Source organism: Streptomyces sp. NPDC031474 (assembly GCF_055581185.1).
The window spans coordinates 437,681-464,534 of the sequence record NZ_JBVIJX010000001.1; the positions used below are offsets into that span (position 1 = coordinate 437,681).

The following is a 26,854-nucleotide window of genomic DNA, read 5'->3' on the forward strand; positions in this document are numbered from 1 at the left end:
AACGGGCTCCTTCTTTTGAGTGATCACCCGTGTGGAGGTTCGATCACCAGACCTTAGTGACCTCGCCGTGATCAGTTCAAATCCTCAGGCGAAAAAATCCCATCACGCAACGCAGTTTTTTCCCACAACTCACGTGCAGTGATGCGCGATTGACACTACGTTGCGTGACGATTGCATCAATTCGGTCATTAAACCTGCAACTTCGACCTTCAGGACAGTCGCTTCAGAAGTACCGCGGAAGCCACCGGCCGGGCGCCCGCCCTGGCGACCCCGTCGGCCACCTCCCGGTCGGTCGAGGCCACGATGACCGGCCGGCCGGGCGGCTCCGCCCGCACCAGCTGGCGGATCAGCTCGTCGGCCGTGACCCCCGGCTTGGAGAACAGCACCCGCACCCCGCGCGGCGGCGCCAGCAGCACCGGAGCCGCGAGTTCGGCCCCGTCGAAGACACAGGTGACCTCGGCGCCGGTCTGCGCGGCGAGCTGCGAGAGCTGCCCCAGGAGCCGCAGTCGCTGCTTCTCCAGGGGCATCTGCGGATAGCCGGTCTTGGTGACGTTGTAGCCGTCGACGACGAGATGCGCCTGGGGCAGCGCGAGGAGCTGGTCGAGAATGGCCGGATCGTGCTCGGACAGGGCGCGGGCGGCGATGTCCTTCGGAGTCATCCGCCCCGGCTCGACCGCGTCGACGGTCTCCGCCGGCCGCACCGACACCGGCGGCAACGCCAGTTCCCGGCGCAGCCCCTGCGCCGCGTCCAGCACGGTGTCCAGCAGCAGCCGCACCCGCATGTCCTCGACGCTGCGGCCCTCGCGCGCCGCCCGCCGGGTGGCCTCCAGGGTGGCCTCCACCTCGGCGAGCCGCGCCTTCAGCCGCCGGCTCTCGCTCTCCGCGGCGGACACCTGCGTGTGCCCCTCGGCGCGCACCGTCTCCATCTCGCTCTGCACCTTGCGCAGCGCGGCCTCGCCGCGCTTGACGTCGCTGAGGGCCGAGCGGAGCTTACGGTGCAGCGACTCGGCCTCCTTCTTCGCCGCGTCCAGGTCGGCGCGCAGCCGCTCGGTGTCCGTCCGGGTCTGCTCACGGGCCCGGTCGAGCTCCTCGCGCAGCCGCTCCAGCTCGGCCCGGCTCTCCTCGTCGGCGCGTTCGGCGTCCGCCCGCTGGGCCTCCTCGCCGGCCGCGGTGACCAGCTTCACCCAGCCCGTGGGCCGCAGCACATAGGCCGCGGCCGCCACGTCGAGCGGGTCCGCGGCCGGGGTCGGCGAGCCGGAGTCGAGCGCGCCGGACAGCTCCGGCTGGGCCTCTCTGAACTTCTCGGCGATGCGTTGCCGGAACAGCGGATCGGTCTCCAGCGCGGCCGCCATCGCGTTGCCCGCGAACTTGGCCCGCCGGTTCGGGGCGAACCGGGCGTACTGCCGCAGCTGGGCGGGCAGCTCGCCGACGGTCAGCCCGCCGAAGCCGTCGGAGACGATCGTGACGACCCTGCGCCGCACGCCGTCCGGCAGCGGACGGTCGAGCATCTCGGCGGCGCCGTCGCCCGGCCCCCCGCCTGCGCTCTCCACCATCCGTCACACCCCAATACCTGTGCGGGCCCGCCTCCCGTCAGGAGCCGGCACCCGGCCGATCCACGAGTTCCACCTGGTCCACGGCGTTGCACCAGCGGCACCGCACCGACTCGATGGTCTCATCGACCACCTGGCGCTCCTCGACCTTCGGCTCGCCCGCGAGGTCGAGGTGGACGTACTCGACGACCTTCGACGAGCGCGTCACGTCGAACCGCGTGAGGTTGCCGCAGAGCGTGCAGCGCCACCGCGTCGTGGCGGTCGGCAGGGGAACCGTCATCGTGACTTTCCGCTTCCTTCTAGTGTGGTGCTTGCGTCGTGCTGCCAGTGTCCGGGTCGGGCGCAAGGCTCCCCCGTACACATGGCTCGTAACCCTACGGCCTGGCGGGTACTCGACGCCCGTCCGTCCACCGGGCCTGTACGGCGCAACCCGTCGCGGACACGGGGCACGGCACACCCTCCCGCACCGCGCCGACCCGGTCCTGAGCCGTCCAGCCGGACGCACCATACCCCGCTCACCAGCGCCGATGAGGCGTCGTCTCGCCCCTCCGAGCCGACCCGCCGTACGGGCCCCGGCGGCGAGGCGGTCCGTGCCGATGCGTCCCGTTACGACATGCTCTGTGTTCGTGATCAGTGACTGGAGCGGGAACGTCCGCAGAGCCCTCCGCAGACCCTCGGCGCCGGTGACCTACACGGTGATCGCCCTGTGCTGTCTGCTCTTCGTGATCGGGCCGGCGTCGGGGCTCAATCCGGCGTACGGATCCGGTGACGAGCTGCCGGCGGCGCAGCGGGCCTACTTCCGGCGCTGGGGTGTCGTGCCCGCCGAGCTCTTCGAGGGGTCGGCGCGAGGCGCCCTGACGCCGGCCACGGCGCTCTTCGTCCACGGCAGCTGGGTGCACCTGCTGGGCAACATGCTCTTTCTCTACGTCTTCGGGGCGATGACCGAGGACCGGATGGGCCGCGTCGAGTTCACGCTCTTCTACCTCGGCTGCGGCTACCTGGCCCTGCTGGGCTACGCCGCCGCCAACTCCGAGTCGTCGCAGTCCCTGGTCGGCGCCTCGGGGGCGATCTCCGCGGTCCTCGGCGCGTTTCTGTATCTGTTTCCCCGGGCGCGGGTGACCAGTCTCCTGCCGTTCCTGTTCTTCCTGCCGTTGCGCTTCCCCGCATGGGTCGTGCTGCCGTTCTGGGCGGCCCTGCAGTGGGTGGCGGTGGGGCAGGCCGCCCAGGGACCCGGGGTGGCGTATCTGGCGCACCTGGTCGGCTTCGCCCTGGGGTTCGTCTACGCCTGGGCCCGGTTCGGCCGCGGGACCACCCGGGCGGTGCCCGACTCCGGCGCGGGATGAGACGCGGACACCCGAAGAGGGGACACGCGAAGAGAGACACGCGCATACGGACACGCCAAGAGGGGAGCGTCGCCGCTCCCCTCTTACGTCTTTCACGTCCGACGATCACGTCTCGCGCGCCCGCAGCTGTCCTGCGCCCGGGATCAGAGCCCCATGGACTTGGCGACGATGGTGCGCATGATCTCGCTGGTGCCGCCGAAGATCCGGCCGGCCCTGTTGTCGGCGTACAGCCGGGTGATCGGGTGGTCCATCGTGAAGCCGAGACCGCCGTGCAGCTGAAGGCACTTGTCGAGCACCCCGGTCGCCGCCTCCGTGCAGTACAGCTTGGTCGCGGCCGCCTCCTCCGCGGTCAGTTCCCCGGCGTCGAACGCCTCCAGGGCCTGGTCGACGACCGCCTGCAGCGCGTTCACCGTGACCTTGCAGTCGGCGAGCACGAACTTGGTGTTCTGGAAGGCGGCGACAGGCTTGCCGAAGGCGGTGCGCTCGCGGACGAAGGCGGTGGCGAGCCGGACGGCCGCGGCGGCGTGGGCGTACGCGCCGACGGCGATGCCCAGCCGCTCCTGCGGGAAGATGCCGGCCAGACAGGCGAAGGCGTCGCCCGGCTCGCCCACCACGTCGCCGACGGGGACGCGCACGTCCGTGAAGGTCATCCCGACGATGTCGGACGAGCGCAGCCCGAGCGTGGCAGGCTCCGCGTCGACCGTCACGCCTGGGGCGCCGGTGTCCACGGCGAGCAGGGACATGCCGCCGCGCCGGTCGGTCCCGTCGGCCGCGGTGCGGCAGGCGACGAGCACCAGATCGGCCTGGGCGCCCCCGGACACATAGGCCTTGCTGCCGTTGAGCACGTAGTGCGTGCCGTCCTCGGACAGCTCGGCCGCCGTCCGGATGCCGGCCACGTCGGAGCCGGCCTCCGGCTCCGTGATCGCGATGGCCGTCATCAGCTCGCCCGTGACGAACCCCGGCAGCCAGCGCCGCTTCTGCTCTTCGGTGGTGTAGTCCACCAGGGTGGCCGGGAGCGCCAGGTGCGCGCTGGCTCCGCCGAAGGTGACCCCGGCCCGCGCGCACTCCTCGGCGATGACGGCGTTGAACTTGAAGCCCTTGGGACCGGCCCCGCCGAACTCCTCCGGGACACCGAACCCGAAAATGCCGAGTTTGCCCAGTTTGCGATAGAAATCACGCGGCACTCGGCCGGCGGTTTCCCATTCCGGATAAACGGGTACGACCTCCGCCTCGATTAACTCGCGCACCTGAGTACGGAAGGCTTCGTGCTCGTCCTGGAAAACAGTGCGTCGCACCGCTCATCCCCCTGCTGCTCTGATCGGTGTCCTCGCCAACGACTCGAACGTAATACGGAGTCGAGGGCAGTGTCCAGGGAGGGCGGGCCTTGTCACCCACGGCCGCCATGTGCCTAGTATTCGACCACCGGGATCTCGGCCGCTTCGGCGGACCGGCGGTCCTGCCTGCCGATTTCATGGGGGAGACTGGCATGGAACCACCGGGCAACGAACCTCTATTCAATGCGCGCGATCCGCGATTGCGCACCGACCCGTATCCGCTCTACAAACGCCTCCGGGACGCGGAACCGGTCCATCGGACGCCGTACGGCCACTGGGTGGTCTCCGGATACGACGAGGTCGCCGCGATCCTGCGAAAGCCCGAATTATCCAGCGAATATCCGCAAGACCCGAAATGGGCCGCACAACGGGGCGGACAGGACAGCCCGATCGTGCAGGCCACCCGGAGCTGGATGCTGATGCGGGACGGGGAGGCGCACCGTCGACTGCGCGGCCTGGCCAACCCGGTGTTCACCGCCCGGGCCATCCGCGAGACGGCCCCCCGGATGACCGGCATCGTCCACCGGATCATGGACGAGATGGGCGACGGCCGGGACGTCGACCTCATCGGGTCCCTCGCGGCCCTCGTGCCCGTGACCGTCTTCTGCGGCCTGGGCGGCCTGCCGGTCGAGGACCGTGACCTGTGCCGGAAGTGGACCGACGCGCTGGGCCATGTCATCGACCCGGCCACCGACGACACCACCCGCCGGGCCATGAACGACGCGGCGGAGGAGTTCGGCGCCTATATCGCCGAACATCTTGCGCGACGGCGCGCGGATCCGCGGGACGACATCATCTCCCGCCTGCTGCTGGCGGACTTCGACGGCGGGAAGCTCTCCGACGACGAGATCATCGCCAACGTCATGATGTTCTTCATGGGCGGTCACGAGACGACCGTCAACCTCATCGGCAACGGCATGCTCGCCCTGCTGCGCCATCCCGACCAGCTGCGCGCCCTGCGCGCGGAGCCCGGCCTCGTCGACAACGCCGTCGAGGAACTGCTGCGGTACGACGCGCCCATCCAGCTCGTGGCCCGCATCACCACCGGTGACATCGAGGTGGGAGGCGTCCCGATCCCGGCCGGCGCCAAGGTGATGGTCCTGCTCGGCGCCGCCAACCGCGACCCGCGGCGCTACGCCGACCCCGACCGCCTCGACCTGCGGCGCGCGGACATCCGCCCGCTGTCCTTCGGGGGCGGCCCGCACTACTGCATCGGCGCGCTGCTGGCGAAGGCCGAGGCCCGCCTGGTCTTCACCGAGCTGCTGCGTCGGCACCGCGACATCAGACCCACCCGCGAGGACGTCGTCTGGCGCCCCCAGGTCAACATCCGCGGACTCAGAGAACTCCGCGTCGATCTGATCCCCTGACGCCGGCCGACCTGCGGTGCGCCGGGCGCTGTCGCCCCGCGGACCCCGTCAGGCCGAGACCTTCCCGGCGGGCGGCCGACCGTCCCTCTGCCCGCCCATCATCCGGCCCGTCGTCGGTATTTCCGTCCGAACGCCGTTTCCCATACCGCCGTGGGCGCCCAGCGCTCGGCGCGGCGCAGGGATGCCGGCGTATGCCGTCCTGTGCGCGGAACCGATTTGACGTGCCCTACGAGTGGGGATGTAGCGCAGAAACATGAGCACCCACACCATATCTCCCGACGTACTGGACCCGGTCGCCACGAGGGCCGCCGTGGACACCGTCATCTTTGATTTCCTGGACAATCACCGAAAGAACTCCGGGCAACGACAGTTGACCCATCTTGTGAAATTGCTTGAAGAATTCATGGTGGGCGGCAAGCGAATACGGCCGATTCTCACCGTGCTGGGCTGGCAGGCGGCCGGCGGAGAAAACGACTTGACGACCGTGGTACGTGTGGCCGCGTCACTCGAGATGTTTCACGCGTTCGCACTCATCCATGACGACATCATGGACGACAGCGACACCCGGCGCGGTCGTCCGACCATCCACCGGATACTCGCCGGAAAACGCGGCGACGACCGCACCGAGCGTTTCGGAATGGGCGGCGCCGTGCTGCTGGGCGACCTCGCCTTCGCCTGGTCGGACGACCTGCTGCACACGGCCGACCTCACCCCCGCGCAGTCGGCGGCGGTGCTGCCGATCCTCACCGAGATGCGCACCGAGGTCATGCTCGGCCAGTACCTGGACCTGCGGGCGACCGGCGAGCTCACCGACGACGTCGACGCCACGCTGACCGTCAACCGCTACAAGACCGCCAAGTACACGGTGGAACGACCGCTGCACATCGGCGCCGCCCTCGCGGGCGCCGACGCCCCGACCCTGGCCGCCTGCACGGCGTTCGCGCTGCCCCTCGGGGAGGCCTTCCAGCTCCGCGACGATCTGCTGGGCGTGTACGGCGAGATCCGGGACACCGGCAAGTCCCGCCTGGACGACCTGCGGGCCGGCAAGAACACCACCCTGGTCGCGCTGGCGCTGCGCGCGGGCGACGCGGCCCAGCGCGCCCGGCTGCGCACGCTGATCGGCGATCCCGGCCTGGACGAGACCGGCGCCGAGGAGGTCCGCGCGATCTTCGCGGCCACCGGCGCCCGGGACACCGTCGAACGCATGATCGACGACCGTTACCGGCGGGCGCTGGGCGTGCTGGACGCCGCCCCCTTCACCGCCGACGCGGTCACCGCCCTCAAACACCTCTCCGCCACGGCCACCAGGAGGAACTCATGACCACGGAGCTGACCGCACCGACCGCACCGGCCCCGGCGGAGACGGCCCGCCACTGGCAGGAGTGCACCGACCGGTTCGCCGCCCTCTTCGACCGGCACGTCGGGTACGAGGCCCAGAAGACGCCGATGACGGACGCCGAGCTGCGCGAGGTCATCGACGCCTGCAACCGCGCGGTCGCCCCGCTCGGCAAGAGCGTCTCGGACAAGCGCTGGATCTCCTACATGGACGTCGTGCGCTGGTCGCAGAGCGCCCGCCACATCAAGGACATGGAGGCGTTCAAGGCCGTCTGCGTGCTCAACTGCGTGACCTTCGTGTGGGACGACATGGACCCGGCCCTGCACGACTTCGACCTCTTCCTGCCCCAGCTGCGTGCGGTGTGCGAGCGGTACTACACCCCGCAGGACGCGGAGTTCGCCTATGAGGGCGCCCGCGCCTTCGTCACCAGCGACCACATGTTCCGTGACTCGGAGCTCAAGACGGTGCTCTGCGGCACCTCGCCCGAGCAGTACTTCCGCTTCCGCGTCACCGACGTCGGCGTGGACTTCTGGATGCGGATGTCGTACCCGATCTACCGCCACCCCGAACTGACCGAGCACTCCAAGACGGGGCTGGCCGCCCGGATGACGGCCCGTGGGCTGGCCATAGTCAACGACTTCTACTCCTACGAACGCGAGCAGGCCCTCGGGCAGATCACCAACTGCTTCCGGCTGTGCGACATGTCCGACGAGGCCGACTTCCAGGCGTTCTTCCAGGCCCGGCTCGACGACATGGCCGAGGACATGGAGTGCATCAAGGCGTTCGACCCGCTCACCCGGGACGTGCTGCTCGACCTCATCCAGGGCAACTTCGTGTGGACCACCCGGGACCGGCGCTATCAGGCCGCGGTCAACGACGTCAACTCACGGATCCAGTAGGGGACCCGGGATGCCCACCACTCCCAGGTCGCCCTCGGTGGAACGGTCCTGGCGGATCGGCGCCGCGCCCGGCGCGGTGCCGCTGCTCGGACACGTCCCCGCGCTGTGGCGCCGCCCGCTGGAGTTCCTCGCCTCGCTCCCCGCGCACGGCGACCTCGTCGAAGTCCGGCTCGGTCCCACCCGCGCCTATCTCGCCGCCCACCCCGAACTGGTCCGGCACGTCCTGCTCAACCCGCGTGTCTTCGACAAGGGCGGCGTCTTCGACAAGGCGCGCCAGCTCCTCGGCAACAGCCTGTCGGTCTCCCGCGGCGAGGAGCACCGCTTCCAGCGGCGGCTGATCCAGCCCGCGTTCCACACCACCAGGATCGCCGCCTATACGACGGCGGTGGCCGCGGACACCCGTACCGTCACCGACGGCTGGCGGGCCGGCGAGACCCGGGACATCGGCGACGCCATGCACGCCCTGCTGATGCGGGTCGCCGCCCGCACCCTGTTCTCCACCGGGCTCGACAAGGACACCGTCGAAGAGGCCCGGCAGTGTCTGCGGACGGTCTCGCACGGCATCTACCGGCGAACCGTCGCCCCGCTGGGCGTCCTGGAGAAGCTGCCCACACCGGGAAACCGCGCCTACGACCACGCCAACACGCGGCTGCGGCAGATCGTGGCGGACATGATCGCGCTGCGGCGCCGGTCCGACGCCGACCACGGCGACCTGCTGTCCACCCTGCTGCGGGCGGAGCACCCCGAGACCGGGGAGAAGCTGGACGACGACCAGATCCTGGACCAGGTCGTCACCTTCCTGGTCGCCGGCAGCGAGACCACCGCCTCCACCCTGGCGTTCGTCTTCCACCTGATGGGCACGCTCCCCGAGGTGGAGCAGCGGGTGCACGCCGAGGTGGACGGCGCGCTGGAGGGCCGGACACCGGTCTACGACGACCTGCCCGCGCTGCCGTACACGCGCAACGTCATCACCGAGGCGCTGCGCCTGTACCCGCCGTCGTGGATGGCGATGCGGGTCGCGGCCGAGGACGTGGAACTCGGCGGCCGGACCATCCCCGCCCGGACGATGATCCTCTACAGCGCCTACGCCCTGCATCACAATCCCGAGCTCTTCCCGGACCCCGAGACCTTCGACCCGGGGCGCTGGGAGGGCGAGCGGGCGACCCAGGTGCCGCGCGGGGCGCTGCTGCCGTTCGGCGCGGGCAGCCACAAGTGCATCGGCGACGTCCTCGCGCTCACCGAGACGGCGCTGATCGTCGCGACCGTCGCCGCGCGCTGGCGGCTGCGGCCGGTTCCCGGCAGCCGGCTGCGCCCCGAGCCGAAGGCCACCCTGGAGGCGGGCCCGCTGCCCATGGTCCTGGAACGCCGCTGACCCGCCTTTCCCCTTCTTCTCCCTGCTTCTCCCCTTCCCGTCTCTCCCGTCTCTCCCGTCTCTCCCGTCTCTCCCGTCTCTCCCGTCTCTCCCGTCTCTCCGTCCGTACCGTCTCAGGGGGCGCATCCGGCATGAAGACCCAATCCGACCCGGTCAGGCGCAGGTGGCGGATCGCCAAGGCGCCGGGCCGGCTTCCGCTGGCGGGCCACGCGCTGCACCTGGCGCGCCGCCCGCTGGAGTACCTCTCGTCGCTGCCCGCCCTGGGCGACCTGGTCGAGCTGCGGCTGGGTACCCGGCTCACCTATCTGCCCTGCCATCCGGAGCTGGTGCAGGACGTGCTGCTGAACGCACGGGTCTACGACACCGGAGGCCCGGTGAAGGAGAAGGCCCGCCCCATCCTCGGCAACGGGCTGATCACCTCCGACTGGGCCGACCACCGCAGACAGCGGCGGATGGTCCAGCCGGCCTTCCACACCACGCGCATCGCGACCTACGCCGAGGTGATGCGCGAGGAGTGCGCCGCTCACGCGCAGACCTGGCGGCCGGGCCGGCCGGTCGACGTCGGTGACGCGATGCAGGAGCTGACCGCGCGGGTGACGGCACGCGCGCTGTTCTCGACGGAGATGGCGCCGCACTCCGTGGCGGAGATCCAGCGCAGTCTGCCCGTCATGGTGCGCGGCGCGTTCCGCCGGGCGCTCGATCCGACCGGTCTGATCGCCAGGCTGCCGCTGGCCGCCAACCGTGAGTTCGACGCCGCCCTCGGCCGGCTGCACACCCTCATCGACGGCATCGTCGGGGACTACCGGCGCTCCGGCGAGGACCGCGGCGACCTGCTGTCGGCGCTGCTGGCCGCGCGGGACGACGAGGACGGCGGCGCGCTGACCGACCGGGAGGTCCACGACCAGGTCATGACCCTGCTGCTGGCCGGCGTGGAGACCACCGCGAGCGCCCTGACCTGGGCCTGGCATCTGCTGGCCGCCCATCCCGAGGCGGAGGCGCGGCTGCACGCCGAGGTCGACGAGGTGCTGGGCGGCCGGCCGCCGACGTACGCCGACGTGCCTAGGCTCGCCCACACCCAGCGGATCTTCACCGAGACCCTGCGCCTGTACCCGCCGGCCTGGATGTACACCAGGATGACCACCCAGCCCACCGAACTGGCCGGCCACCGGCTGCCGGCCGGGACGGACATCCTGATCAGCCCCTACGTCATCCACCGCATCCCGGAGTTCTTCCCGCGCCCGGAGGCCTTCGACCCGGACCGGTGGCTGCCCGAGCGCGCCAAGGACGTCACCCGTGGCTCGTATCTGCCGTTCGGGGCGGGCAGCCGCAAGTGCATCGGCGACGTCTTCGGGATGACGGAGGCGACGCTCGCGCTGGCCGCCCTCGCCTCCCGCTGGCGTCTGCGGCCCGTGCCGGGCGCCACCGTCACGCCCCGGGCCGAGATGAGCCTGACGGCCGGGCCGCTGCCGATGACGCCCGAACCGCGCTAGCGGAAGGCGACGGGGAGCGCGTGCAGGCCACGGAGCATCAGGCTGGGGCGCCACCGCAGGTCGGCGGGGTCCGTGTCCAGGGCCAGGCCGGGGCAGCGTTCCAGCAGGGTGCGGAAGGCGATCGCGCCCTGCATGCGGGCCAGCGGGGCGCCCAGGCAGTGGTGGATGCCGTAGCCGAAGGCGGTGTGCCCGCGGGTGTCGCGGCGGATGTCGAACCGGTCGGGCTCGGCGAACCGCTTCGGATCGCGGGACGCGGCGGCCAGCACGACGGCCACGGAGTCGCCCGCGCCGATCACCGTGCCGTCGATCTCCACGGGCTCCTTGGCGTAGCGGAACGCCGTGGTCTCCACCGGCCCCTCGTAGCGGAGCATCTCCTCCACGGCGTTCTCCAACAGCGACCAGTCGCCGCGCAGCGCCGCCAGCTGATCGGGGTGGCGCAGCAGGGCGAGCGTTCCGCTGGACAGCAGGTTGGCCGCCGTCTCGTAGCCGGCGACCAGCAGCACGAAGGCCATGCCCAGCATCTCCTCGGGCGTGAGGCCGTCCTCCTCCTCGCCCAGGCGGCCGGCCAGCGCGCTCAACAGGTCCTCGCCCGGCTCGCGCCGCTTGGCCGCGATGAGCTCGGCGAGGTACCCCGCCATGGCCTGGGCCGCGGCGGCGGCGACCTCGGGCCGGGTGAAGTCGGTGCTCTCCAGATACCAGTCGTGGAAGGTCTTGCGGTCGCTCGCCGGCACGCCGAGCAGTTCGCAGATCACGGCCAGCGGCAACGGCAGCGCGAACGACTCGACCAGGTCCGCGCGGCCCAGCGGCAGCATGGCGTCCACCAGTTCGTCCGCGATCCGCTGGATCTTCGGACGCAGCGCCTCGATGCGCCGGGAGGTGAACTCCTTCGCCACGAGCCCCCGCAGGCGGGTGTGCTGCGGCGGATCCGTCTGCACCATGTTCAGGCCGATCGAGTTGCCGCCGTCGTCCTGCCACCCGGCCGAGTGCCTGATGTCGTTGGACAGCCGCGCGTCGGCCAGCGCCGACCGCGCCTGCGCATGGCCCACGACCAACCAGAACTCCCCCGACGCGGCGGTGCGGACCCGGTGCACCGGCCCCTGCGCGCGCATCCGCTCGTAGACCGGATACGGATCGTCGACGAAAGGCCGGCCGAGTGCTGTCAGATCTTCGAATCCCGTCACGGACAACGGTGTTCCTCGCTTCGAACTCGCTGGTGCGGCTGAGCGGGGAGTGCTCCCCCGGTGGACGGCGCGACCCTAGCAACGAAACGGGGAGCTGTCCCCGGTTTTGCTGTTAGGGTGCCGCGCATGGACGGCGGAGACGAACGGCGGACACCTCGGCGCAGTGACGCGCGCCGCAACCGCGAGACGCTGATCGCCGCCGCCCGGGAGATCTACGCCGAACGCGGGGTGGACGCGCCGCTGGACGACATCGCCCGCCGGGCGGGGGTCGGCAATGCGACGCTCTACCGGCACTTCACCGACCGCGCCGCACTCATCGAGACCGTCTTCCACGACGCGCTGACCCCGATCCTGGACGCGGCCCGCGAGACCCGGGAGCGGGCGGACGCCTGGAGCGGCCTCACCGCCTACCTGGACCGGGTCTTCACGCTGCTGGCCGCCGACCGGGGCGCCGGCGATCTGATGACCACCGGCATCCGGGGCGTGCCCACTCTCGACGCCCTGCGCGAGGAGAACCGGCGCACGCTGGAGACGCTGCTGCGCCGCGGCCAGGAACAGCGCACGATCCGCCCCGACCTCACCGTCGAGGACCTGCTGTTCCTGCTGGCCGCGCTGGGCCTGGCCACGCCCGCCGCCCCCGGGTCCTGGCGGCGCCACCTGGCCCTGATGCTGGACGGTCTGCGCCCCGCGGCCGCCCACCCCCTGCCCGCGCCACCGCTCGACCAGGAGCAGTTCGAGGCCGCCCTGCACCGTCTCGGCGACGCCGACCGGGCGGCGACCCGACAGCAGAAGCCCCTTCGTCCACCGAGATCGGAGACCTGAACCACCATGACCCGTCAGCGCCCCATATCGCCGTTCGAGAGCATCTACTTCCTGGACCTGGGAGCGGCGGGCCTCCCCCTGTACGACATGCCGGCGTTCGTGGAGTCCCTGGTACGCGGCCGGCTGGACCCGGCGCTGATGCGGCGGGCGCTGGGCCTGCTGACCGAGCGCCATCCGATCCTGCGCTGCGAGGTGGCGGCCGGCGAGGCGGGCCTGCTGCTGCGGGTCCGCGACCGGGTCGAGCCGCCGCTCACCCTGCTCGACGGCATCGAGGACACCTACGCCGAACTGATCAACACGCGGCCCGACTGGACCGAGAGCCTGCTGCACGCCTGGCTGCTCACCGACGGCGAGCGCTCCCAGGTGGTGCTGGGCGTCCACCACGGGGTGGCCGACGGCCGTTCGGCGTTCGCCCTGCTCGACGAGTTCTGGCAGCACTACACCGCCCTGGCGGCCGGCGCGAGCCCGTCCGTCGAGCGACGCGAGGAACTGCCCGAGGCGATCGACACCCGCCTGGCGGGCGCCCTGCCGGACGCGGAGGTCGACGCCGTGGTCGACGCGATCGCGCAGGGCGCGGCGGCCGAGACCAAGCCCGCGGTCCTGCCCACCGAGGGTGTGGGGCGCCCCGACCGGCCGGCCGCGACGCGCCGCTTCGTGGTCGACCGGCTGGAGTTCGGCGCGCAGACCACCGACGCCGTGGTGGCCGCCGCCCGGACCCGCGGGGTGACCGTCAACAGCCTCGTCACAGGGCTGGTCCTGACCGCCGTCCGCGCACAACTCGCGCCCGAGCAGGGCCCGTTGACGATGACCTGCGGTCACGGTGTGGACCTGCGCACCCGGCTGACGCCCGAGCTGCCCCTGAGCACCGTGCTCAACTGCATCACCGGCCTGCAGACCACGCTGGCCGTCGGCCACGACGACCGGCCGGAGAGCGTGGGCCGGGAGGTCGCCGACCAGGTCGCCGGCGCGCTGGCCCGGCGCGACCCCGAGCGCTTCCTGCTGGCCGCGCTCAGGGCCGGCGCCCGGGGCGTCGCGGTGCCCGTCCCGGTCGTCAGCTACGGGATCTCCAACGTCGGCCGGATCCCCGCGCACCCCGTGCCCGAGGACGTGGAGCTGCTCCGCTTCGGCGGGACGGCCAACGCGCCGGGCATGCCCCCCAAGATCGGCGTCGCCAGCTTCGGCGGCCGGCTGCTCGTGCAGAACGAGTACGACAGCTGGACCTACGCCCCCGAGCAGATGCGGCAACTGCGCGAGACGCTGCGCGGATCGCTGACGGATCTGGCCCGCTGACGGATCCGGTCTGCCGACGGCGGCCGCGCCCGCGGCTCTCCCTTTGGTGAGCCACCCCTCACGTCATAGAGTGAAGCCCGCCCAGCTCCGGCCCCCCGAGGGAGAGAACCAGCCGTGATCACCGCGATCGTCCTCATCAAGACCAGCGTGGACCGGATCCCCGAGATCGCCGAGCGGATCGCCTCGCTGGATTCCGTGAGCGAGGTCTTCTCCGTCACCGGGACCTACGACCTGATCGCCATGGTGCGGGTGAAGCAGCACGAGGACCTGGCGGACGTCATCCCGGGCAGCATCAGCAAGATCCCCGGGGTGGAGGCGACGGACACACACGTCGCCTTCCGCACCTACTCGCAGCACGACCTGGAGGCGGCGTTCGCGATCGGCCTGGACTCCTAGGCCGTGTTTCGAAAGTCCCGTCTGCCCCAGGACTCTGCCCCAGGACAGGTCCTAGACCCTAGACCGCCGGGACGCAGCGGCCGTCCTGTGTGCGGTACTGCCACCGTGCGCCGTCGGCCACCAGTTCCCGCACCGCGTCGACGAACCGCTCCACGTGCTCGTCGGGGGTGCCGGCGCCGAAGCTCACCCGGATCGCGTTGAGGGACTTCTCGCCGGGGGCAGCCTCGGGGGCGCCGCACTCGCCCTGGCTCTGCGGGTCACTGCCCAGGAGGGTGCGGAGCAGCGGGTGGGCGCAGAAGAGGCCGTCGCGGACTCCGATGCCGTACTCGGCGGAGAGGGCGGCGGCGAAGTGGGAGCTGTTCCAGCCCTCGACGACGAAGGAGATCACGCCGACCCGCGGGGCGTCGTCGCCGAAGAGGGAGAGGATCCGGACCTCCGGCACCTCGGCCAGCCCCGTCCGCACCTTCTCGATGAGGTACTGCTCGCGGGCCACCAGCGTGTCGAAGCCGGCCTCCGTCAGCGCCGTGCAGGCCGAGGCGATGGCGTAGGCGCCGATCACGTTCGGGGAGCCGGCCTCGTGGCGGGCGGCGCTCTCGTGCCACTGCACGTCCACTCCCCCGTCCTCGCGCCGGGTGACCTTGCGGCTGGCGCCGCCGCCCGCGAGGTACGGGTCGGCCGCGCGGAGCCAGTCGGCGCGGCCGGCGAGGACGCCGGAGCCGAAGGGCGCGTACAGCTTGTGGCCGGAGAAGGCGACCCAGTCGACGTCGAGGTCCTGCACCGACACCGGGTGGTGCGGGGCCAGCTGGGCAGCGTCCAGGACGATGCGGGCGCCGTGGGCGTGGGCCGCCGCCGCGAGCTCACGGACGGGCCACAGCTCGCCGGTGACGTTCGAGGCGCCGGTGACGCACACCAGGGCCGGGCCGTATTCCCCTTCGTTGGACATGGTGCGGTCGGCGAGGGCGCGCTCCAGGGCCTCGACGGCCTGGCGGGGGGTGCGGGGGGCGTCGAGGTAGGTGACCCGGGCGTCCTGCCAGGGCAGCAGCGAGGCGTGGTGCTCGGTCTCGAAGACGAAGACCTGGCAGTCGGCCGGGAGCGCCTGCGCCAGCAGGTTGAGGGAGTCCGTCGTGGACCGGGTGAAGATCAGCTGGTCGTCGGCGCGGCAGTCGAGGAACTCGGCGACCGTCCTGCGGGCGTTCTCGAAGAGGTCCGTGGAGAGCTGGGAGAGGTAGCCGGCGCCGCGGTGGACGCTGCCGTAGTAGGGGGCGTAGGCCGCCACGTCGTCCCAGACGCGCTGGAGGGCGGGGGCGCTGGCGGCGTAGTCGAGCGCCGCGTAGGCGACCTCGCCGCCGGTGACGAGCGGGACGGTGACATCCCGGCCGAGAACGGGCAGGGCGCCCGAAAGGTCACTGCGAACGGTCCGGGCGGCGGCAGCGGTGGAGACAGACATGGCGAACTCCCGTGAGAGGCAAGGGGGAACCGCCGTGCGAGCGGGTACGGCTCAAGCACGGAGGAAGGTGAAAAGGGGGATGCGGAGGCGGGGCTCTACGCCCTATCGCATTCGCTTGCTCACGGAAGACTCCCTCGAACGACCCAGGACCCCTGGGCTGTGCTTGCTCGAAAGAGCGTGAGGGGCCCGCGCTTGCCGTAGACCTCGCTGCCTACGGCCTGGTCTTCACCCGGGGCACCCCGCCACGGAAGGAGGGTTGCCGGACAGTCGGCCGGGGCCTCATGACTGTCACTCATGACCTGGTACGGAAACCTACGTGAGGTGATCGCGGTCCCGCAACCCGTGTCCGGATCGCGGGACCGCGTCACCGACGGCTACGCGTTGCTGGCGGCCACCCAGCGCTCCAGGGACCGCTTGGCCGCGCCGGAGTCGATCGACTCGGCCGCCCGGTCCATGCCGGCCCGGATCTGCTCGGCCAGCGGCCCTGCGCCCGGGTCGAGGGCGACCAGCGCCGCCGCCGAGTTCAGCAGCACGGCGTCCCGCACCGGGCCCGTCTCGCCCGCCAGGAGGCGCCGGGCCACCTCCGCGTTGTAGGACGGGTCCCCGCCCCGCAGCGCCTCCACCGGGACCAGGTCGAGGCCGACGTCCCGCGGGTCGAAGGTCTCCTCGCTCACCTTGCCGTCGCGGACGACCCACACATGGGAGGTGGCCGTCGTGGTCAGCTCGTCCAGGCCGTCGTCGCCCCGGAAGACCAGAGAGGAGTTGCCGCGCTCGGCGAAGACACCCGCGACGACCGGCGCCATGCGCGGGTCCGCGACCCCGACCGCCTGGCTGCGCACCTGTGCGGGGTTGGTCAGCGGGCCCAGCACGTTGAACACCGTGCGGATGCCCAACTGGCCGCGGGCGGCGCCCACATGACGCAACGCCGGATGGAACTTGACCGCGAAGCAGAAGGTGATCCCGGCCTTCTGGGCCACCTCCGCCACCCGCGCCGGGGTCAGCTCCAGGTTGACGCCGAGCTTCTCCAGGACGTCCGAGGCGCCGGACGCGGAGGACGCGGCCCGGTTGCCGTGCTTGACGACCGTGGCGCCCGCGCCGGCCACGACGATCGCCGACATGGTGGAGATGTTGACCGTCTTCGCGCCGTCGCCGCCCGTGCCGACGATGTCGACGGTCCGGCCGGGCACCTCGATCAGGTTGGCGTGCTCGTACATCGCCCGCACGAGGCCGTTGATCTCCTCGACGGTCTCGCCCTTGGCCCGCAGCGCCACCACGAACCCGGCGATCTGCGCGTCGGTCGCCTCGCCGCGCATGATCCGGTCCAGCGCCCAGAACGTGGCGTCGGCGCCCTGGTCCTGGCCGTACAGCAGGCTGTTCAGCACCTCGGGCCAGGAACGGTCCGCCGCGGTGTCGCCTCCAGCGGGGGTCACAGCGCTCATAGCCGCTCCTGTGCGTGTCGTCGTGCGTCGTCGTGGGTCGTCCGGACCCGTGTGAACCCCACCCTATCCAGCCCGTGGGCACGGCAAAGGGCCCCGTCCGAAGACCGGACGGGGCCCTTTGGGGCGGCGTGGCGACGCCTGGGATCAGTGGTGGCCGTGGCCGCTCGTGATCTCCTTGTACTCCTCGACAGTGGGCTTCGGGATCTGCTGGTCCTCGCCGAAGTACGCGTTGCTGATCTTGGCGCGGAGCTTCTCCGAGCCCTTCACCTTGCGCTCGACGCCGTTCTCGTCGACGGTCGCGCCGATCGCGGCCGGCGCGTACTGCTCGTGCGCGGTGAGGGTGTGCAACTGCTCCTGGCTGAGCGGCTCGTGGATCTCGACGAACTCACCGTGCGGCAGCCGCTTGATGGTGCCGGTCTCGCGACCGTGCAGCACCTTGTCGTGGTCGCGACGCTGCAGGCCGAGGCAGATCCGCTTGGTGAGGATGTACGCGATGACCGGTCCGACGAAGAAGAAGATCCGGACGAACCAGGTGATCGAGTTGATCGACAGGTGGAAGTGGGTGGCCCACAGGTCGTTGCCACCGCCGACCAGCGTGATCATGTACATCGTGACCCAGGCGACGCCCAGCGCCGTACGGGTCGGCGCGTTGCGCGGGCGGTCCAGGATGTGGTGCTCGCGCTTGTCGCCGGTGATCCAGGACTCGATGAACGGGTAGGCCGCCATCGCGCCGAGGACCACACCGAAGAGGACCAGCGGGATGAACACGCCCAGGACGAGCGTGTGACCCCAGAGGTTGATCTCCCAGCCCGGCATGAAGCGGATCAGACCCTCGGCGAAGCCCATGTACCAGTCGGGCTGGGCGCCGGTCGACACCTGGTCCGGACGGTAGGGGCCCATGGCCCAGATCGGGTTGATCTGCGCGATCGCCGCGATCGCCGCGATGACACCGAAGACCAGGAAGAAGAAGCCTCCGGCCTTGGCCATGTACACCGGCAGCAGCGGCATGCCCACGACGTTCTTGTTGCTCTTGCCGGGGCCCGCGAACTGCGTGTGCTTGTGGTAGAAGACCAGGATCAGGTGGCCCACCACCAAGCCCAGCATGATGCCCGGCAGCAGCAGGATGTGGATCGAGTAGAACCGCGCCACGAAGTCGTGGCCCGGGAACTCCCCGCCGAACAGGAACATCGAGATGTACGTGCCGACGATCGGCATCGACAGGATGGCGCCCTGGGTGAAGCGGACACCGGTGCCGGAGAGCAGGTCGTCCGGGAGCGAGTAACCGGTGAAGCCGGTGAACATGCCGAGGACGAACAGCAGGAAGCCGAACAGCCAGTTGATCTCACGCGGCTTGCGGAACGCGCCCGTGAAGAACACGCGCATCATGTGCACGAACATGCCGGCGAGGAAGATCAGCGCCGCCCAGTGGTGGATCTGCCGGATGAGCAGACCGCCGCGCACGTCGAAGGAGATGTGCAGGGTCGAGCTGAACGCCTCGGACATCAGCTGTCCCTGGAGCGGGACGTAGCTGCCGTGGTACTCCACCTCGTTCATCGACGGGTGGAAGAACAGCGTCAGATACACACCCGTCAGGATGATGATGATGAAGCTGTAGAGGCAGATCTCGCCCAACATGAACGACCAGTGGTCGGGGAAGATCTTGCGCATGTTGGCCTTGGCCAGGGAGTAGATCCCGAGCCGGCCGTCGGCCCAGTCGGCGACGCGCTCGCCGGCCGGAGCCTTCCCGCGTTCGCGGGTCCCAGTGGACTCTGTGGTGCTCATCCGCGCTCCCAGAAAGCAGGACCGACGGGCTCTTCGAAGTCGCCGAGCGCCTCGAGGTAGCCCTCGTCGTTCACACCGATGCGCAGCTGCGGCAGGGCGTGACCGGCGGGGCCGAAGATCACTCGGGCACCGTCGGAGAGGTCGAAGGTGGACTGGTGGCAGGGGCACAGCACGTGGTGCGTCTGCTGCTCGTACAGGGAGATCGGGCAGCCCACGTGGGTGCAGATCTTCGAGTACGCCACGATGCCCTCGTGCGACCACTCGAGTTCGCGCTTGTCCTTGATGTTGTCCGGCTGCAGCCGGACGATCATCAGGGCCGCCTTGGCGATCTCGTTCTGGAAATCCTCGTCGTGCTCCTCCAGGCCCTCGGGCTTGGCGAAGGTGAGCGAACCGACGGCGACGTCCGAGGGACGCAGCGGCTCGTTCGTGTTCATGTTGACGAGCAGCTTGCCCTTGGCCCACAGCGTGTGCCGCAGCTTGTCCTCGGGCAGCGGGCCGAGGTCGCGCAGCAGCACGACGCCGGAGAGCGGCACCAGGGCGACCGCGCCGAACAGCGTGTTGCGGATCAGCTTGCGGCGGCCGAGCGCGGACTCCTTGGCGCCCTGCCTGAAGTCCGCGTGGACCTTCGCACGGACCTCGGGGTCGGCCGCGATCGCGTGCCGCTCGTCGGCGACCTCCACGTCCGACATCAGGGTGCGGGCCCAGTGGACCGCGCCGGCGCCGATCGTGAACAGCGCCGTGCCCAGCGTCAGCCCCAGCGCGAAGTTCAGCGCGCTGAGGTGACCGATCGGGAACACGAAGATCGACTTGTCGGCGGGGATCGTCACATACGAGGCGATGAAGCCGACCGTGGCGAGCATCGACAGCGTGAACAGGAAGGCGACCGCACGCTCGGACCGCTTGGCGGCCCGCTCGTCGATGTCCTGGACGCGGTGCTCGTGGGGCGGCAGGCCGGGGTCGGCGAACGGGTTCTTCTCGTCCGCGACGCCTACCGCCGTACCGTGCGCGTGGCCCTGCTCAGCGGGCAGGTTCTCTTCTGGAATGTCTTGGCTACTCATGACTTCTTGGCCTTTGCGGTCCGAGCGGCGACCCAGACGGCGACCGCGATCATGGCGCCGAGGCCGAAGATCCAGGAGAACAGGCCCTCACTGACCGGCCCGATGCCGCCCAGTTCCAGACCACCGGGGTTGTTCGTCTCGTCGCTGTTGACCGCGTGCAGGTACGCGATGATGTCCTTCTTGTTCTGCTCCGACAGGGTGGTGTCGGGGAAGGAGGGCATGTTCTGCGGGCCGGTCTGCATGGCCTCGTAGAGGTGCTTGGGGTCCACGTCCTCAAGGGTCGGAGCGAACTTGCCCTTGGTGAGGGCGCCGCCCTTGCCGGTGAAGTTGTGGCACTGCGCGCAGTTGGTGCGGAACAGTTCGCCGCCCTTGGCGATGTCCGCGCCCTCCGGGCCGTACTCGGCCTCGGTCGGGACGGACGGGCCGGCGCCGAGGGAGGAGATGAACGCGGCGAGCTGGTCGATCTCGGCCTGCGAGTAGATGACCTTCTTCGAGGGCACCTGGGCGCCCTGGGAGGTCGCCGCCGGCATACGCCCGGTGCCGACCTGGAAGTCGACGGCCGCGGCGCCCACGCCGACCAGGCTCGGACCGTCGGAGCTGCCCTGACCGCCGGTGCCGTGGCAGCTGGCGCAGCCTACGGCGTAGAGCTTCTTGCCCTCATCGATGGCGAGGGACTGGGCGGTGTCGTCTGCCTGCGCCTTGCTCGCGGGCGCGAGCGCGGCATACAGCCACCCTGTGCATGCCAGCGCGAGGACTAGGACGACGAGCGCCGCCAGCGGATGGCGTCGTCGTGCGGAGAGCTTTTTCACGGATTACCCCGGTGTCAGGATCTTCTGCGTCGATGCTTGCGGAGGTGCGGGAGCGGGCCCGGCTACTTGATCAGGTAGATCGTGGCGAAGAGGCCGATCCAGACGACATCGACGAAGTGCCAGTAGTAGGACACGACGATGGCCGCTGTCGCCTGCTCGTGGGTGAACCTCTTGGCCGCGTAGGTGCGCCCGAGAACGAACAGGAAGGCGATGAGGCCGCCCGTCACGTGCATGCCGTGGAAGCCGGTGGTCAGGTAGAACACCGAGCCGTACGGGTCGGAGGAGAGCGAGAGCCCGTCCTTCTTCACCAGCTCCGTGTACTCGAAGATCTGCCCGCCGATGAAGATCGCACCCATGATGAAGGTGACGATGAACCACATCCGGAGCTTCTTCACATCACCGCGCTCGGCGGCGAAGACGCCGAGCTGGCAGGTGAGGGAGGAGAGCACCAGGATCGTGGTGTTGGTGGCCGAGAACGGAAGGTTCAGGGACTCGGCCATTTCCTTCCAGTGATCAGGACCCGTCACCGATCGCAGGGTGAAGTACATCGCGAAGAGGGCCGCGAAGAACATCAGCTCGGAGCTCAGCCAGATGATGGTTCCGACGCTGGTGAGGTTCGGCCGATTGACCGACGGGTGCGCGTGCCCGGTTTCTACTGTCGTTGCTGTCGCCACGACCGACATTATGTCGGTCCCTTATCCCGCCCTCACTCCGGGGGGTGCCGTTCGGAGTGTTCGCACCGTGTGTACTGCCCGGATGGCCCATCGAAGTCGCGTTCCAACCGGTGTTGACGGGGTGTTCAAGGGAGTAGCATCCGCGACATCGGTTCTGTCCGTACGACGCTTACGACGCTGATGTCACGGAGGAAGCATGCAGGCGACCGCCACGGTGCTGGTCTACAGCGACGACTCCAACACTCGCGAGCAGGTACGGCTCGCGACCGGGCGCCGGCCCGCTCCGGACGCCCCTGTGGTGGAGTTCGTGGAGTGCGCGACGCCGGCCGCGGCCGTCAAGGAGCTGGACAAGGGCGGGATCGACGTCTGCGTCTTCGACGGCGAGGCCGTGCCGATGGGCGGCATGGGGTTGTGCCGACAGGTCAAGGACGAGGTGTTCCAGTGTCCGCCGGTGCTGGTGCTGATCGGGCGGCCGCAGGATGCGTGGCTCGCCACGTGGAGCCGGGCCGACGCGGCTGTGACGCACCCGGTGGAGCCCGTGGAGTTCGCCGCGGCTCTTGCTTCCCTGCTGCGGGAGAAGAGGCTTCAGCAGAGCGCGTAGCGCCCAAGGGGCGGGGGCGTCAGGTGGTACGGCGTCGCCCGCGCCCCTGCCGGCCTACACCGCCGTCGGGCTGAGGCGTGCTGTTACCTGGGCTGCTTCCTGCTTGGCGCCTGTCAGGGCGCTGCCCTGGGTCCACTTGGCCCAGTCCAGGTTCCAGTCGCCGAAACCGTTGCCGAAGGTTTCCATGGTGTCGCCGTTGCTGTTGACGACCTGGACGACGTCGCCGGCGCGGATGTGGTTGAAGAACCATGCGGCGTTCGACGTGCTCATGCCGGTGCAGCCGTGGCTGACGTTCGCGTAGCCCTGGGAGCCCACGGACCAGGGGGCGGCGTGCACGTACTCGCCGCTCCAGGTGACGCGGGTGGCGTAGTAGACGGGCAGGTCGTAGGAGTCCGATGAGCCTGCGGAGATGCCCACGGTGGTGCTGCGCATCCGGACGAAGTACTCCTTGCCGAGCACGACCTTGACTCCGTTGCGGGTCTCGAAGCCGGGCTTTCCGGTGGTGACGGGGATCTGGTTGATCTCCTCGTCGTTCTTGAAGACCGTCATGGAGTGCGCCGCCGCGTCGGTCACGGCGACGACCCGGTCGCCGATGGTGAGCTTGAGTTCCTTCGTGGGGCCGCCCCACAGCCGGTCGCCGATCTTGATGCCGTCCAGGTTGCTGTGGGCGCGGACGACGGCGTGGGCGGGCCAGTAGTCCTTGGGGCGGTAGTGGAGTTCCTTGTCGTCCACCCAGTGCCAGCCGCCCTGCACGGCGGGCGTGGAGTCGACCTTGAGGGCCCGTTCGACGACGGCCCGCTGGGCGGGGTCCTTGACGGGCTGGTCCAGCTTGGCGGTGACGGGCTGGCCGACGCCGTACTCCCCCGCGTCGGGGCCGAACGCGACGGTCAGGCGCTTCTTCGTGGTGGGCTTGCCCGTCTCGAAGCTGAGCACCCGGCGGCCGGGGGCGCCGTCGTCGTCCTCGGTGCTCACGCGGACCGTGTAATGGACGCCTGCGGCCAGCGGCTCGGTGCTGTGCCAGCGGCTGCCGTCGGCGGAGAGTTCGCCCGCCACGTAGCGGCCTGCGCCGTCCACGGCGGTGACGTCCGTGATGCGGTCGTCGTCCTCGGCGGTGACCTCCAGGGGCTTGTCCGGATCGACCTTCTTCCCGTCGCCCTTGAGGCCGGTGAAGGAGATCTGGTCCGTCGCGTCGTACGGGCGCGCGGAGAGGGGGTCGCCGTCCGAGCCGCAGGCGCTTGCGACCGCGCCCAGGGCGATCACCAGCAGGGTGCAGCCGACGACGGTGCGGGGGCGGGGTTGGTGGCTCATGACTTCACGCTAGGGAGCCGCGTGAACCACGGCGCGCTGGGTGACACGGACGGAGGACACCCGATACGGCAAAAGCGTGAGCCCGGACCCTCCTGACGGAGTGTCCGGGCTCTCGCCTCGTTCAGGACGTGCTACTGGGTGCGGTTCTCACCGCGGTAGTACTCGAAGACCCAGCCCCACAGGCCGATGAGGATCAGCGGCAGCGAGAAGTACAGCAGCCACCAGCCGACCGCGACCCCCAGGAAGGCCAGGGCGCCGCCGATGCCGAGCGACAGCGGCTGCCAGCTGTGCGGGCTGAAGAAGCCCAGCTCGCCGGCGTCGTCCGCGACGTCCGCTTCCTTGTTGTCCTGCGCGCCCGCGTCCACCCGCCGGGCGGTGAAGCCCAGGTAGAAGCCGATCATGATGCACAGGCCGAAGGCCAGGAAGAGGGCCGTGGTGCCGGCCGGCTCCTTCGACCACACGCCATAGACGACCGCCATGGCGAGGACGAAGACGCTCAGCCAGACGAACATCTTGCCCTGGATCTTCACTTGCCGGCCTCCTTGCTGCCCGTGATGGCACTGGCGCCGTGGCCGGCGTGCTCCAGCTGCTCGAGCGCGGCGATCTCCGGGTGGTGCAGGTCGAACGCCGGGGATTCACTGCGGATCCTCGGCAGGGTGAGGAAGTTGTGGCGCGGCGGCGGGCAGGACGTGGCCCACTCCAGGGAGCGGCCGTAGCCCCACGGGTCGTCGACGCCGACCGGCTTGCCGTACTTGGCGGTCTTCCACACGTTGTAGAAGAACGGCAGGACGGACAGACCGAGGACGAACGAGCTGATCGTCGAGATCGTGTTCAGGGCGGTGAAGCCGTCCTGCGCCAGGTAGTCGGCGTAACGGCGCGGCATGCCCTCGGCGCCCAGCCAGTGCTGGACCAGGAAGGTGCCGTGGAAGCCGACGAACAGCGTCCAGAAGGTGATCTTGCCGAGGCGTTCGTCGAGCATCTTGCCGGTGAACTTCGGCCACCAGAAGTGGAAGCCGGAGAACATCGCGAAGACGACGGTGCCGAAGACGACGTAGTGGAAGTGCGCCACCACGAAGTACGAGTCGGACACGTGGAAGTCCATCGGCGGCGAGGCCAGGATGACGCCGGTCAGACCACCGAAGGTGAAGGTGATGAGGAAGCCCGTCGCCCACAGCATCGGTGTCTCGAAGGACAGTGAGCCCTTCCACATCGTTCCGATCCAGTTGAAGAACTTCACGCCCGTCGGCACGGCGATGAGGAACGTCATGAAGGAGAAGAACGGAAGCAGCACGCCACCGGTGACGTACATGTGGTGCGCCCACACCGTCACGGAGAGACCGGCGATCGAGATGGTCGCGGCGATCAGGCCCATGTAGCCGAACATCGGCTTGCGGGAGAACACCGGGATCACTTCGGAAATGATTCCGAAGAATGGTAGGGCGATGATGTACACCTCTGGATGGCCGAAGAACCAGAAGAGGTGTTGCCATAGCAACGCGCCGCCGTTGGCGGCGTCGAAGACATGGGCGCCGAACTTGCGGTCCGCCTCCAGGGCGAACAGCGCGGCCGCGAGGACCGGGAAGGCCAGCAGGACCAGCACACCGGTCAGCAGCACGTTCCAGGTGAAGATCGGCATGCGGAACATGGTCATGCCCGGTGCGCGCATGCAGATGATCGTGGTGATGAAGTTGACCGAGCCGAGGATCGTGCCGAAGCCGGAGAAGGCCAGACCCATGATCCACATGTCGGCGCCGATGCCCGGCGAGCGGACCGCGTCCGACAGCGGGGCGTAGGCGAACCAGCCGAAGTCGGCGGCGCCCTGCGGGGTGAGGAAGCCGGCGACGGCGATGAGCGAGCCGAACAGGTACAGCCAGTAGGCGAACATGTTCAGTCGCGGGAAGGCGACGTCCGGCGCGCCGATCTGGAGCGGCATGATCCAGTTCGTGAAGCCGGCGAACAGCGGCGTCGCGAACATCAGCAGCATGATCGTGCCGTGCATCGTGAACGCCTGGTTGAACTGCTCGTTCGACATGATCTGCAGGCCCGGTCGGGCGAGCTCGGCGCGCATGAAGAGCGCCATGACGCCGCCGATGCAGAAGAACGCGAACGACGTGACCAGGTACAACGTACCGATGGTCTTGTGGTCGGTGGTCGTCATCCACTTGACCACGACATTGCCGGGCTGCTTGCGCCGGACCGGCAGCTCATTCTCGTAGGAGTCTTCAGCTGCCGCGGCACCCTGGGGTTCGTTGAGGATGCTCACAGGTTGTTCGTCTCCCGGTTCTTCTCGTGCGGCGTCTGCTCGATGCCCGCGGGAACGTAACCGGTCTGCCCCTTCTTCACGAGGTCCTTGAGGTGCTGCTCGTAGCGCTCCTGAGAGACGACCTTCACGTTGAAGAGCATCCGGGAGTGGTCGACGCCGCACAGCTCGGCGCACTTGCCCAGGAAGGTGCCCTCGTGGTTGGGGGTCACCTGGAAGGCGTTGGTGTGGCCCGGGATGACGTCCTGCTTCATCAGGAACGGCACCACCCAGAAGGAGTGGATGACGTCACGCGAGGTGAGGATGAAGCGGACCGTCTTGCCCTCGGGGAGCCAGAGGGTCGGGCCCGGGTTGTGGGTTTCCGGGTTCTTCTCGCCGGGGGTGCCGCAGGTGTAGGTGCCGCCCGCGTTGTCCGGGAAGTCCTTCTTGAACCGGTCCGGGATCGCGGCCAGGTTCTTGTCGGTCTTCGCGTTCCCGTCGGAACCTTCGACGTTCTCGATGTAGTTGAAGCACCAACTCCACTGGAAGCCGACCACGTTGACCGTGACGTCGGGCTTCTTGTCGAGGCTCAGCAGCTTCGACTCGTCGCGGGCCGTGAAGTAGAACAGCACCGAGACGATGATGATCGGCACAACCGTGTACAGCGCCTCGATGGGCATGTTGTACCGGGTCTGCGGAGGAACTTCGACCTTGGTGCGGCTGCGCCGGTGGAAGAAAGCACTCCACAGGATCAGGCCCCACACCAGCACGCCGGTGGCCAGCGCGGCAGCCCAGGATCCCTGCCACAGGGAGAGGATCCGCGGAGCCTCTTCCGTGACCGGGGTGGGCATACCAAGGCGGGGGAAGTCCTTGTATGTGCAACCGGTGGCGGTCGCCAGGACCAGGCCCGCGGTCATTGCCTGCAGCAGCTTCCGCCGCATCGGGCGCCGCGGCGAGCGGTCGGAGCCGTTGGGACTCACGTAGCGCCTTCCCGAGAGTCTCGCCCGCGCGGTTGGCTGCGGCCTGCCTTCTCGCTGGTCGGTCGCCGCCCTGCGTCGGGCAGGGGTTTGGATGTTTATGCGGACCAAACCCTAGCCGACGCCCTCCGGGGGTTCGC

24 protein-coding genes and 1 riboswitch are annotated in these 26,854 nt (G+C 69.7%); of the genes, 10 read left to right on the forward strand and 14 right to left on the reverse strand.

Annotated features, from left to right (window positions below):
* Nucleotides 1-209: 209 nt before the first annotated feature.
* Entirely contained in the window at nt 210-1,553 is a 1,344-nt protein-coding gene (locus tag ACZ5SK_RS02050) for an NYN domain-containing protein (RefSeq protein WP_334580840.1), read from the reverse strand.
* Nucleotides 1,554-1,590: 37 nt separating this feature from the next.
* Nucleotides 1,591-1,830 (reverse strand): hypothetical protein, encoded by a 240-nt coding sequence (locus ACZ5SK_RS02055; RefSeq protein WP_079662861.1) that lies wholly within the window; start codon nt 1,828-1,830, stop codon nt 1,591-1,593.
* A gap of 316 nt (nt 1,831-2,146) precedes the next feature.
* On the opposite strand from ACZ5SK_RS02055, the gene ACZ5SK_RS02060 reads away from it, so the two are divergent.
* On the forward strand, nt 2,147-2,893 hold the full coding sequence (locus tag ACZ5SK_RS02060; RefSeq protein ID WP_468575114.1) for a rhomboid family intramembrane serine protease: 747 nt from the start codon (nt 2,147-2,149) through the stop codon (nt 2,891-2,893).
* A gap of 143 nt (nt 2,894-3,036) precedes the next feature.
* Here the strand turns inward: ACZ5SK_RS02060 and ACZ5SK_RS02065 are convergent, their stop codons facing one another.
* A complete protein-coding gene (locus ACZ5SK_RS02065; protein ID WP_334580838.1) occupies nt 3,037-4,188 on the reverse strand; it encodes an acyl-CoA dehydrogenase family protein in 1,152 nt (383 codons plus the stop codon).
* Nucleotides 4,189-4,427: 239 nt separating this feature from the next.
* On the opposite strand from ACZ5SK_RS02065, the gene ACZ5SK_RS02070 reads away from it, so the two are divergent.
* From ACZ5SK_RS02070 to ACZ5SK_RS02090, 5 genes are all read left to right on the forward strand, one after another.
* Nucleotides 4,428-5,594, forward strand: coding sequence for a cytochrome P450 (locus ACZ5SK_RS02070; protein WP_334580837.1), 1,167 nt, complete (start codon nt 4,428-4,430; stop codon nt 5,592-5,594).
* 253 nt (nt 5,595-5,847) lie between these two features.
* Entirely contained in the window at nt 5,848-6,915 is a 1,068-nt protein-coding gene (locus tag ACZ5SK_RS02075) for a polyprenyl synthetase family protein (RefSeq protein ID WP_468155735.1), read from the forward strand.
* The gene (locus ACZ5SK_RS02080; RefSeq protein WP_468575115.1) at nt 6,912-7,829 is read left to right on the forward strand and encodes a terpene synthase family protein; all 918 of its coding nucleotides are present in this window, start codon (nt 6,912-6,914) and stop codon (nt 7,827-7,829) included. Before ACZ5SK_RS02075 ends, ACZ5SK_RS02080 begins: the two co-directional genes overlap by 4 nt.
* Nucleotides 7,830-7,839: 10 nt before the next feature.
* Nucleotides 7,840-9,201, forward strand: coding sequence for a cytochrome P450 (locus ACZ5SK_RS02085; protein ID WP_334580833.1), 1,362 nt, complete (start codon nt 7,840-7,842; stop codon nt 9,199-9,201).
* Nucleotides 9,202-9,332: 131 nt separating this feature from the next.
* Nucleotides 9,333-10,691, forward strand: coding sequence for a cytochrome P450 (locus ACZ5SK_RS02090; protein ID WP_334580831.1), 1,359 nt, complete (start codon nt 9,333-9,335; stop codon nt 10,689-10,691).
* Here ACZ5SK_RS02090 and ACZ5SK_RS02095 read toward each other — a convergent pair.
* The gene (locus ACZ5SK_RS02095) at nt 10,688-11,872 is read right to left on the reverse strand and encodes a cytochrome P450 family protein (RefSeq protein ID WP_334580830.1); all 1,185 of its coding nucleotides are present in this window, start codon (nt 11,870-11,872) and stop codon (nt 10,688-10,690) included. The two genes, ACZ5SK_RS02090 and ACZ5SK_RS02095, sit on opposite strands and share 4 nt — an antisense overlap.
* 126 nt (nt 11,873-11,998) lie before the next feature.
* Here ACZ5SK_RS02095 and ACZ5SK_RS02100 point away from each other — a divergent pair, with 126 nt between their 5' ends.
* From ACZ5SK_RS02100 to ACZ5SK_RS02110, 3 genes are all read left to right on the forward strand, one after another.
* A complete protein-coding gene (locus ACZ5SK_RS02100; RefSeq protein ID WP_361700015.1) occupies nt 11,999-12,694 on the forward strand; it encodes a TetR/AcrR family transcriptional regulator in 696 nt (231 codons plus the stop codon).
* Nucleotides 12,695-12,700: 6 nt separating this feature from the next.
* Nucleotides 12,701-13,984, forward strand: a complete 1,284-nt coding sequence (locus ACZ5SK_RS02105) for a phthiocerol/phthiodiolone dimycocerosyl transferase family protein (RefSeq protein WP_468575118.1) — start codon at nt 12,701-12,703, stop codon at nt 13,982-13,984.
* 114 nt (nt 13,985-14,098) lie between these two features.
* Nucleotides 14,099-14,380 (forward strand): Lrp/AsnC family transcriptional regulator, encoded by a 282-nt coding sequence (locus ACZ5SK_RS02110; RefSeq protein ID WP_079662851.1) that lies wholly within the window; start codon nt 14,099-14,101, stop codon nt 14,378-14,380.
* 58 nt (nt 14,381-14,438) lie between these two features.
* On the opposite strand, the gene ACZ5SK_RS02115 is transcribed toward ACZ5SK_RS02110, so the two are convergent.
* The 6 genes from ACZ5SK_RS02115 to ctaE form a co-directional block, all read right to left on the reverse strand.
* Nucleotides 14,439-15,827, reverse strand: a complete 1,389-nt coding sequence (locus tag ACZ5SK_RS02115; RefSeq protein WP_468415243.1) for an aminotransferase class V-fold PLP-dependent enzyme — start codon at nt 15,825-15,827, stop codon at nt 14,439-14,441.
* Between the two features lie 183 nt (nt 15,828-16,010).
* A riboswitch (SAM riboswitch) is annotated at nt 16,011-16,127 on the reverse strand.
* A gap of 74 nt (nt 16,128-16,201) precedes the next feature.
* Nucleotides 16,202-17,266: an anthranilate phosphoribosyltransferase gene (trpD, locus tag ACZ5SK_RS02120; RefSeq protein WP_334580825.1), complete on the reverse strand. Its 1,065-nt coding sequence runs from the start codon at nt 17,264-17,266 to the stop codon at nt 16,202-16,204.
* A 144-nt stretch (nt 17,267-17,410) separates the two neighbouring features.
* Nucleotides 17,411-19,048, reverse strand: coding sequence for a cytochrome bc1 complex cytochrome b subunit (qcrB, locus tag ACZ5SK_RS02125; RefSeq protein ID WP_361700004.1), 1,638 nt, complete (start codon nt 19,046-19,048; stop codon nt 17,411-17,413).
* Nucleotides 19,045-20,106 (reverse strand): cytochrome bc1 complex Rieske iron-sulfur subunit, encoded by a 1,062-nt coding sequence (gene qcrA, locus ACZ5SK_RS02130; RefSeq protein ID WP_334580822.1) that lies wholly within the window; start codon nt 20,104-20,106, stop codon nt 19,045-19,047. Before qcrA ends, qcrB begins: the two co-directional genes overlap by 4 nt.
* Nucleotides 20,103-20,915: a cytochrome bc1 complex diheme cytochrome c subunit gene (gene qcrC / locus ACZ5SK_RS02135; RefSeq protein ID WP_334580821.1), complete on the reverse strand. Its 813-nt coding sequence runs from the start codon at nt 20,913-20,915 to the stop codon at nt 20,103-20,105. The genes qcrA and qcrC overlap by 4 nt, the downstream gene beginning before the upstream one ends.
* Nucleotides 20,916-20,977: 62 nt before the next feature.
* Nucleotides 20,978-21,598 (reverse strand): aa3-type cytochrome oxidase subunit III, encoded by a 621-nt coding sequence (ctaE, locus tag ACZ5SK_RS02140; protein ID WP_079662845.1) that lies wholly within the window; start codon nt 21,596-21,598, stop codon nt 20,978-20,980.
* 187 nt (nt 21,599-21,785) lie between these two features.
* Between ctaE and ACZ5SK_RS02145 the strand changes: the two genes are divergently transcribed.
* Complete coding sequence (locus ACZ5SK_RS02145; RefSeq protein WP_079662844.1) at nt 21,786-22,190, forward strand: response regulator; 405 nt, start codon at nt 21,786-21,788, stop codon at nt 22,188-22,190.
* 54 nt (nt 22,191-22,244) lie between these two features.
* Here the strand turns inward: ACZ5SK_RS02145 and ACZ5SK_RS02150 are convergent, their stop codons facing one another.
* The 4 genes from ACZ5SK_RS02150 to ctaC form a co-directional block, all read right to left on the reverse strand.
* Nucleotides 22,245-23,498, reverse strand: a complete 1,254-nt coding sequence (locus tag ACZ5SK_RS02150) for a L,D-transpeptidase (RefSeq protein WP_468415245.1) — start codon at nt 23,496-23,498, stop codon at nt 22,245-22,247.
* A gap of 131 nt (nt 23,499-23,629) precedes the next feature.
* Nucleotides 23,630-24,028, reverse strand: coding sequence for a cytochrome c oxidase subunit 4 (locus ACZ5SK_RS02155; RefSeq protein ID WP_099937520.1), 399 nt, complete (start codon nt 24,026-24,028; stop codon nt 23,630-23,632).
* On the reverse strand, nt 24,025-25,761 hold the full coding sequence (gene ctaD, locus ACZ5SK_RS02160) for an aa3-type cytochrome oxidase subunit I (RefSeq protein ID WP_334580819.1): 1,737 nt from the start codon (nt 25,759-25,761) through the stop codon (nt 24,025-24,027). The genes ACZ5SK_RS02155 and ctaD overlap by 4 nt, the downstream gene beginning before the upstream one ends.
* On the reverse strand, nt 25,758-26,717 hold the full coding sequence (gene ctaC, locus ACZ5SK_RS02165) for an aa3-type cytochrome oxidase subunit II (protein ID WP_334580818.1): 960 nt from the start codon (nt 26,715-26,717) through the stop codon (nt 25,758-25,760). The genes ctaD and ctaC overlap by 4 nt, the downstream gene beginning before the upstream one ends.
* Nucleotides 26,718-26,854: the final 137 nt, after the last annotated feature.

What these genes read in the sequence shown, in the direction of transcription:
- ACZ5SK_RS02050 (WP_334580840.1), bottom strand. Translation starts at nt 1,553, where the DNA reads ATGGTGGAGAGCGCAGGCGGGGGGCCGGGCGACGGCGCCGCCGAGATG.
- ACZ5SK_RS02055 (WP_079662861.1), bottom strand. Translation starts at nt 1,830, where the DNA reads ATGACGGTTCCCCTGCCGACCGCCACGACGCGGTGGCGCTGCACGCTC.
- ACZ5SK_RS02060 (WP_468575114.1), top strand. Translation starts at nt 2,147, where the DNA reads ATGCGTCCCGTTACGACATGCTCTGTGTTCGTGATCAGTGACTGGAGC.
- ACZ5SK_RS02075 (WP_468155735.1), top strand. Translation starts at nt 5,848, where the DNA reads ATGAGCACCCACACCATATCTCCCGACGTACTGGACCCGGTCGCCACG.
- ACZ5SK_RS02080 (WP_468575115.1), top strand. Translation starts at nt 6,912, where the DNA reads ATGACCACGGAGCTGACCGCACCGACCGCACCGGCCCCGGCGGAGACG.
- ACZ5SK_RS02085 (WP_334580833.1), top strand. Translation starts at nt 7,840, where the DNA reads ATGCCCACCACTCCCAGGTCGCCCTCGGTGGAACGGTCCTGGCGGATC.
- ACZ5SK_RS02090 (WP_334580831.1), top strand. Translation starts at nt 9,333, where the DNA reads ATGAAGACCCAATCCGACCCGGTCAGGCGCAGGTGGCGGATCGCCAAG.
- ACZ5SK_RS02100 (WP_361700015.1), top strand. Translation starts at nt 11,999, where the DNA reads ATGGACGGCGGAGACGAACGGCGGACACCTCGGCGCAGTGACGCGCGC.
- ACZ5SK_RS02105 (WP_468575118.1), top strand. Translation starts at nt 12,701, where the DNA reads ATGACCCGTCAGCGCCCCATATCGCCGTTCGAGAGCATCTACTTCCTG.
- ACZ5SK_RS02115 (WP_468415243.1), bottom strand. Translation starts at nt 15,827, where the DNA reads ATGTCTGTCTCCACCGCTGCCGCCGCCCGGACCGTTCGCAGTGACCTT.
- trpD (WP_334580825.1), bottom strand. Translation starts at nt 17,266, where the DNA reads ATGAGCGCTGTGACCCCCGCTGGAGGCGACACCGCGGCGGACCGTTCC.
- qcrB (WP_361700004.1), bottom strand. Translation starts at nt 19,048, where the DNA reads ATGAGCACCACAGAGTCCACTGGGACCCGCGAACGCGGGAAGGCTCCG.
- qcrA (WP_334580822.1), bottom strand. Translation starts at nt 20,106, where the DNA reads ATGAGTAGCCAAGACATTCCAGAAGAGAACCTGCCCGCTGAGCAGGGC.
- ctaE (WP_079662845.1), bottom strand. Translation starts at nt 21,598, where the DNA reads ATGTCGGTCGTGGCGACAGCAACGACAGTAGAAACCGGGCACGCGCAC.
- ACZ5SK_RS02145 (WP_079662844.1), top strand. Translation starts at nt 21,786, where the DNA reads ATGCAGGCGACCGCCACGGTGCTGGTCTACAGCGACGACTCCAACACT.
- ACZ5SK_RS02150 (WP_468415245.1), bottom strand. Translation starts at nt 23,498, where the DNA reads ATGAGCCACCAACCCCGCCCCCGCACCGTCGTCGGCTGCACCCTGCTG.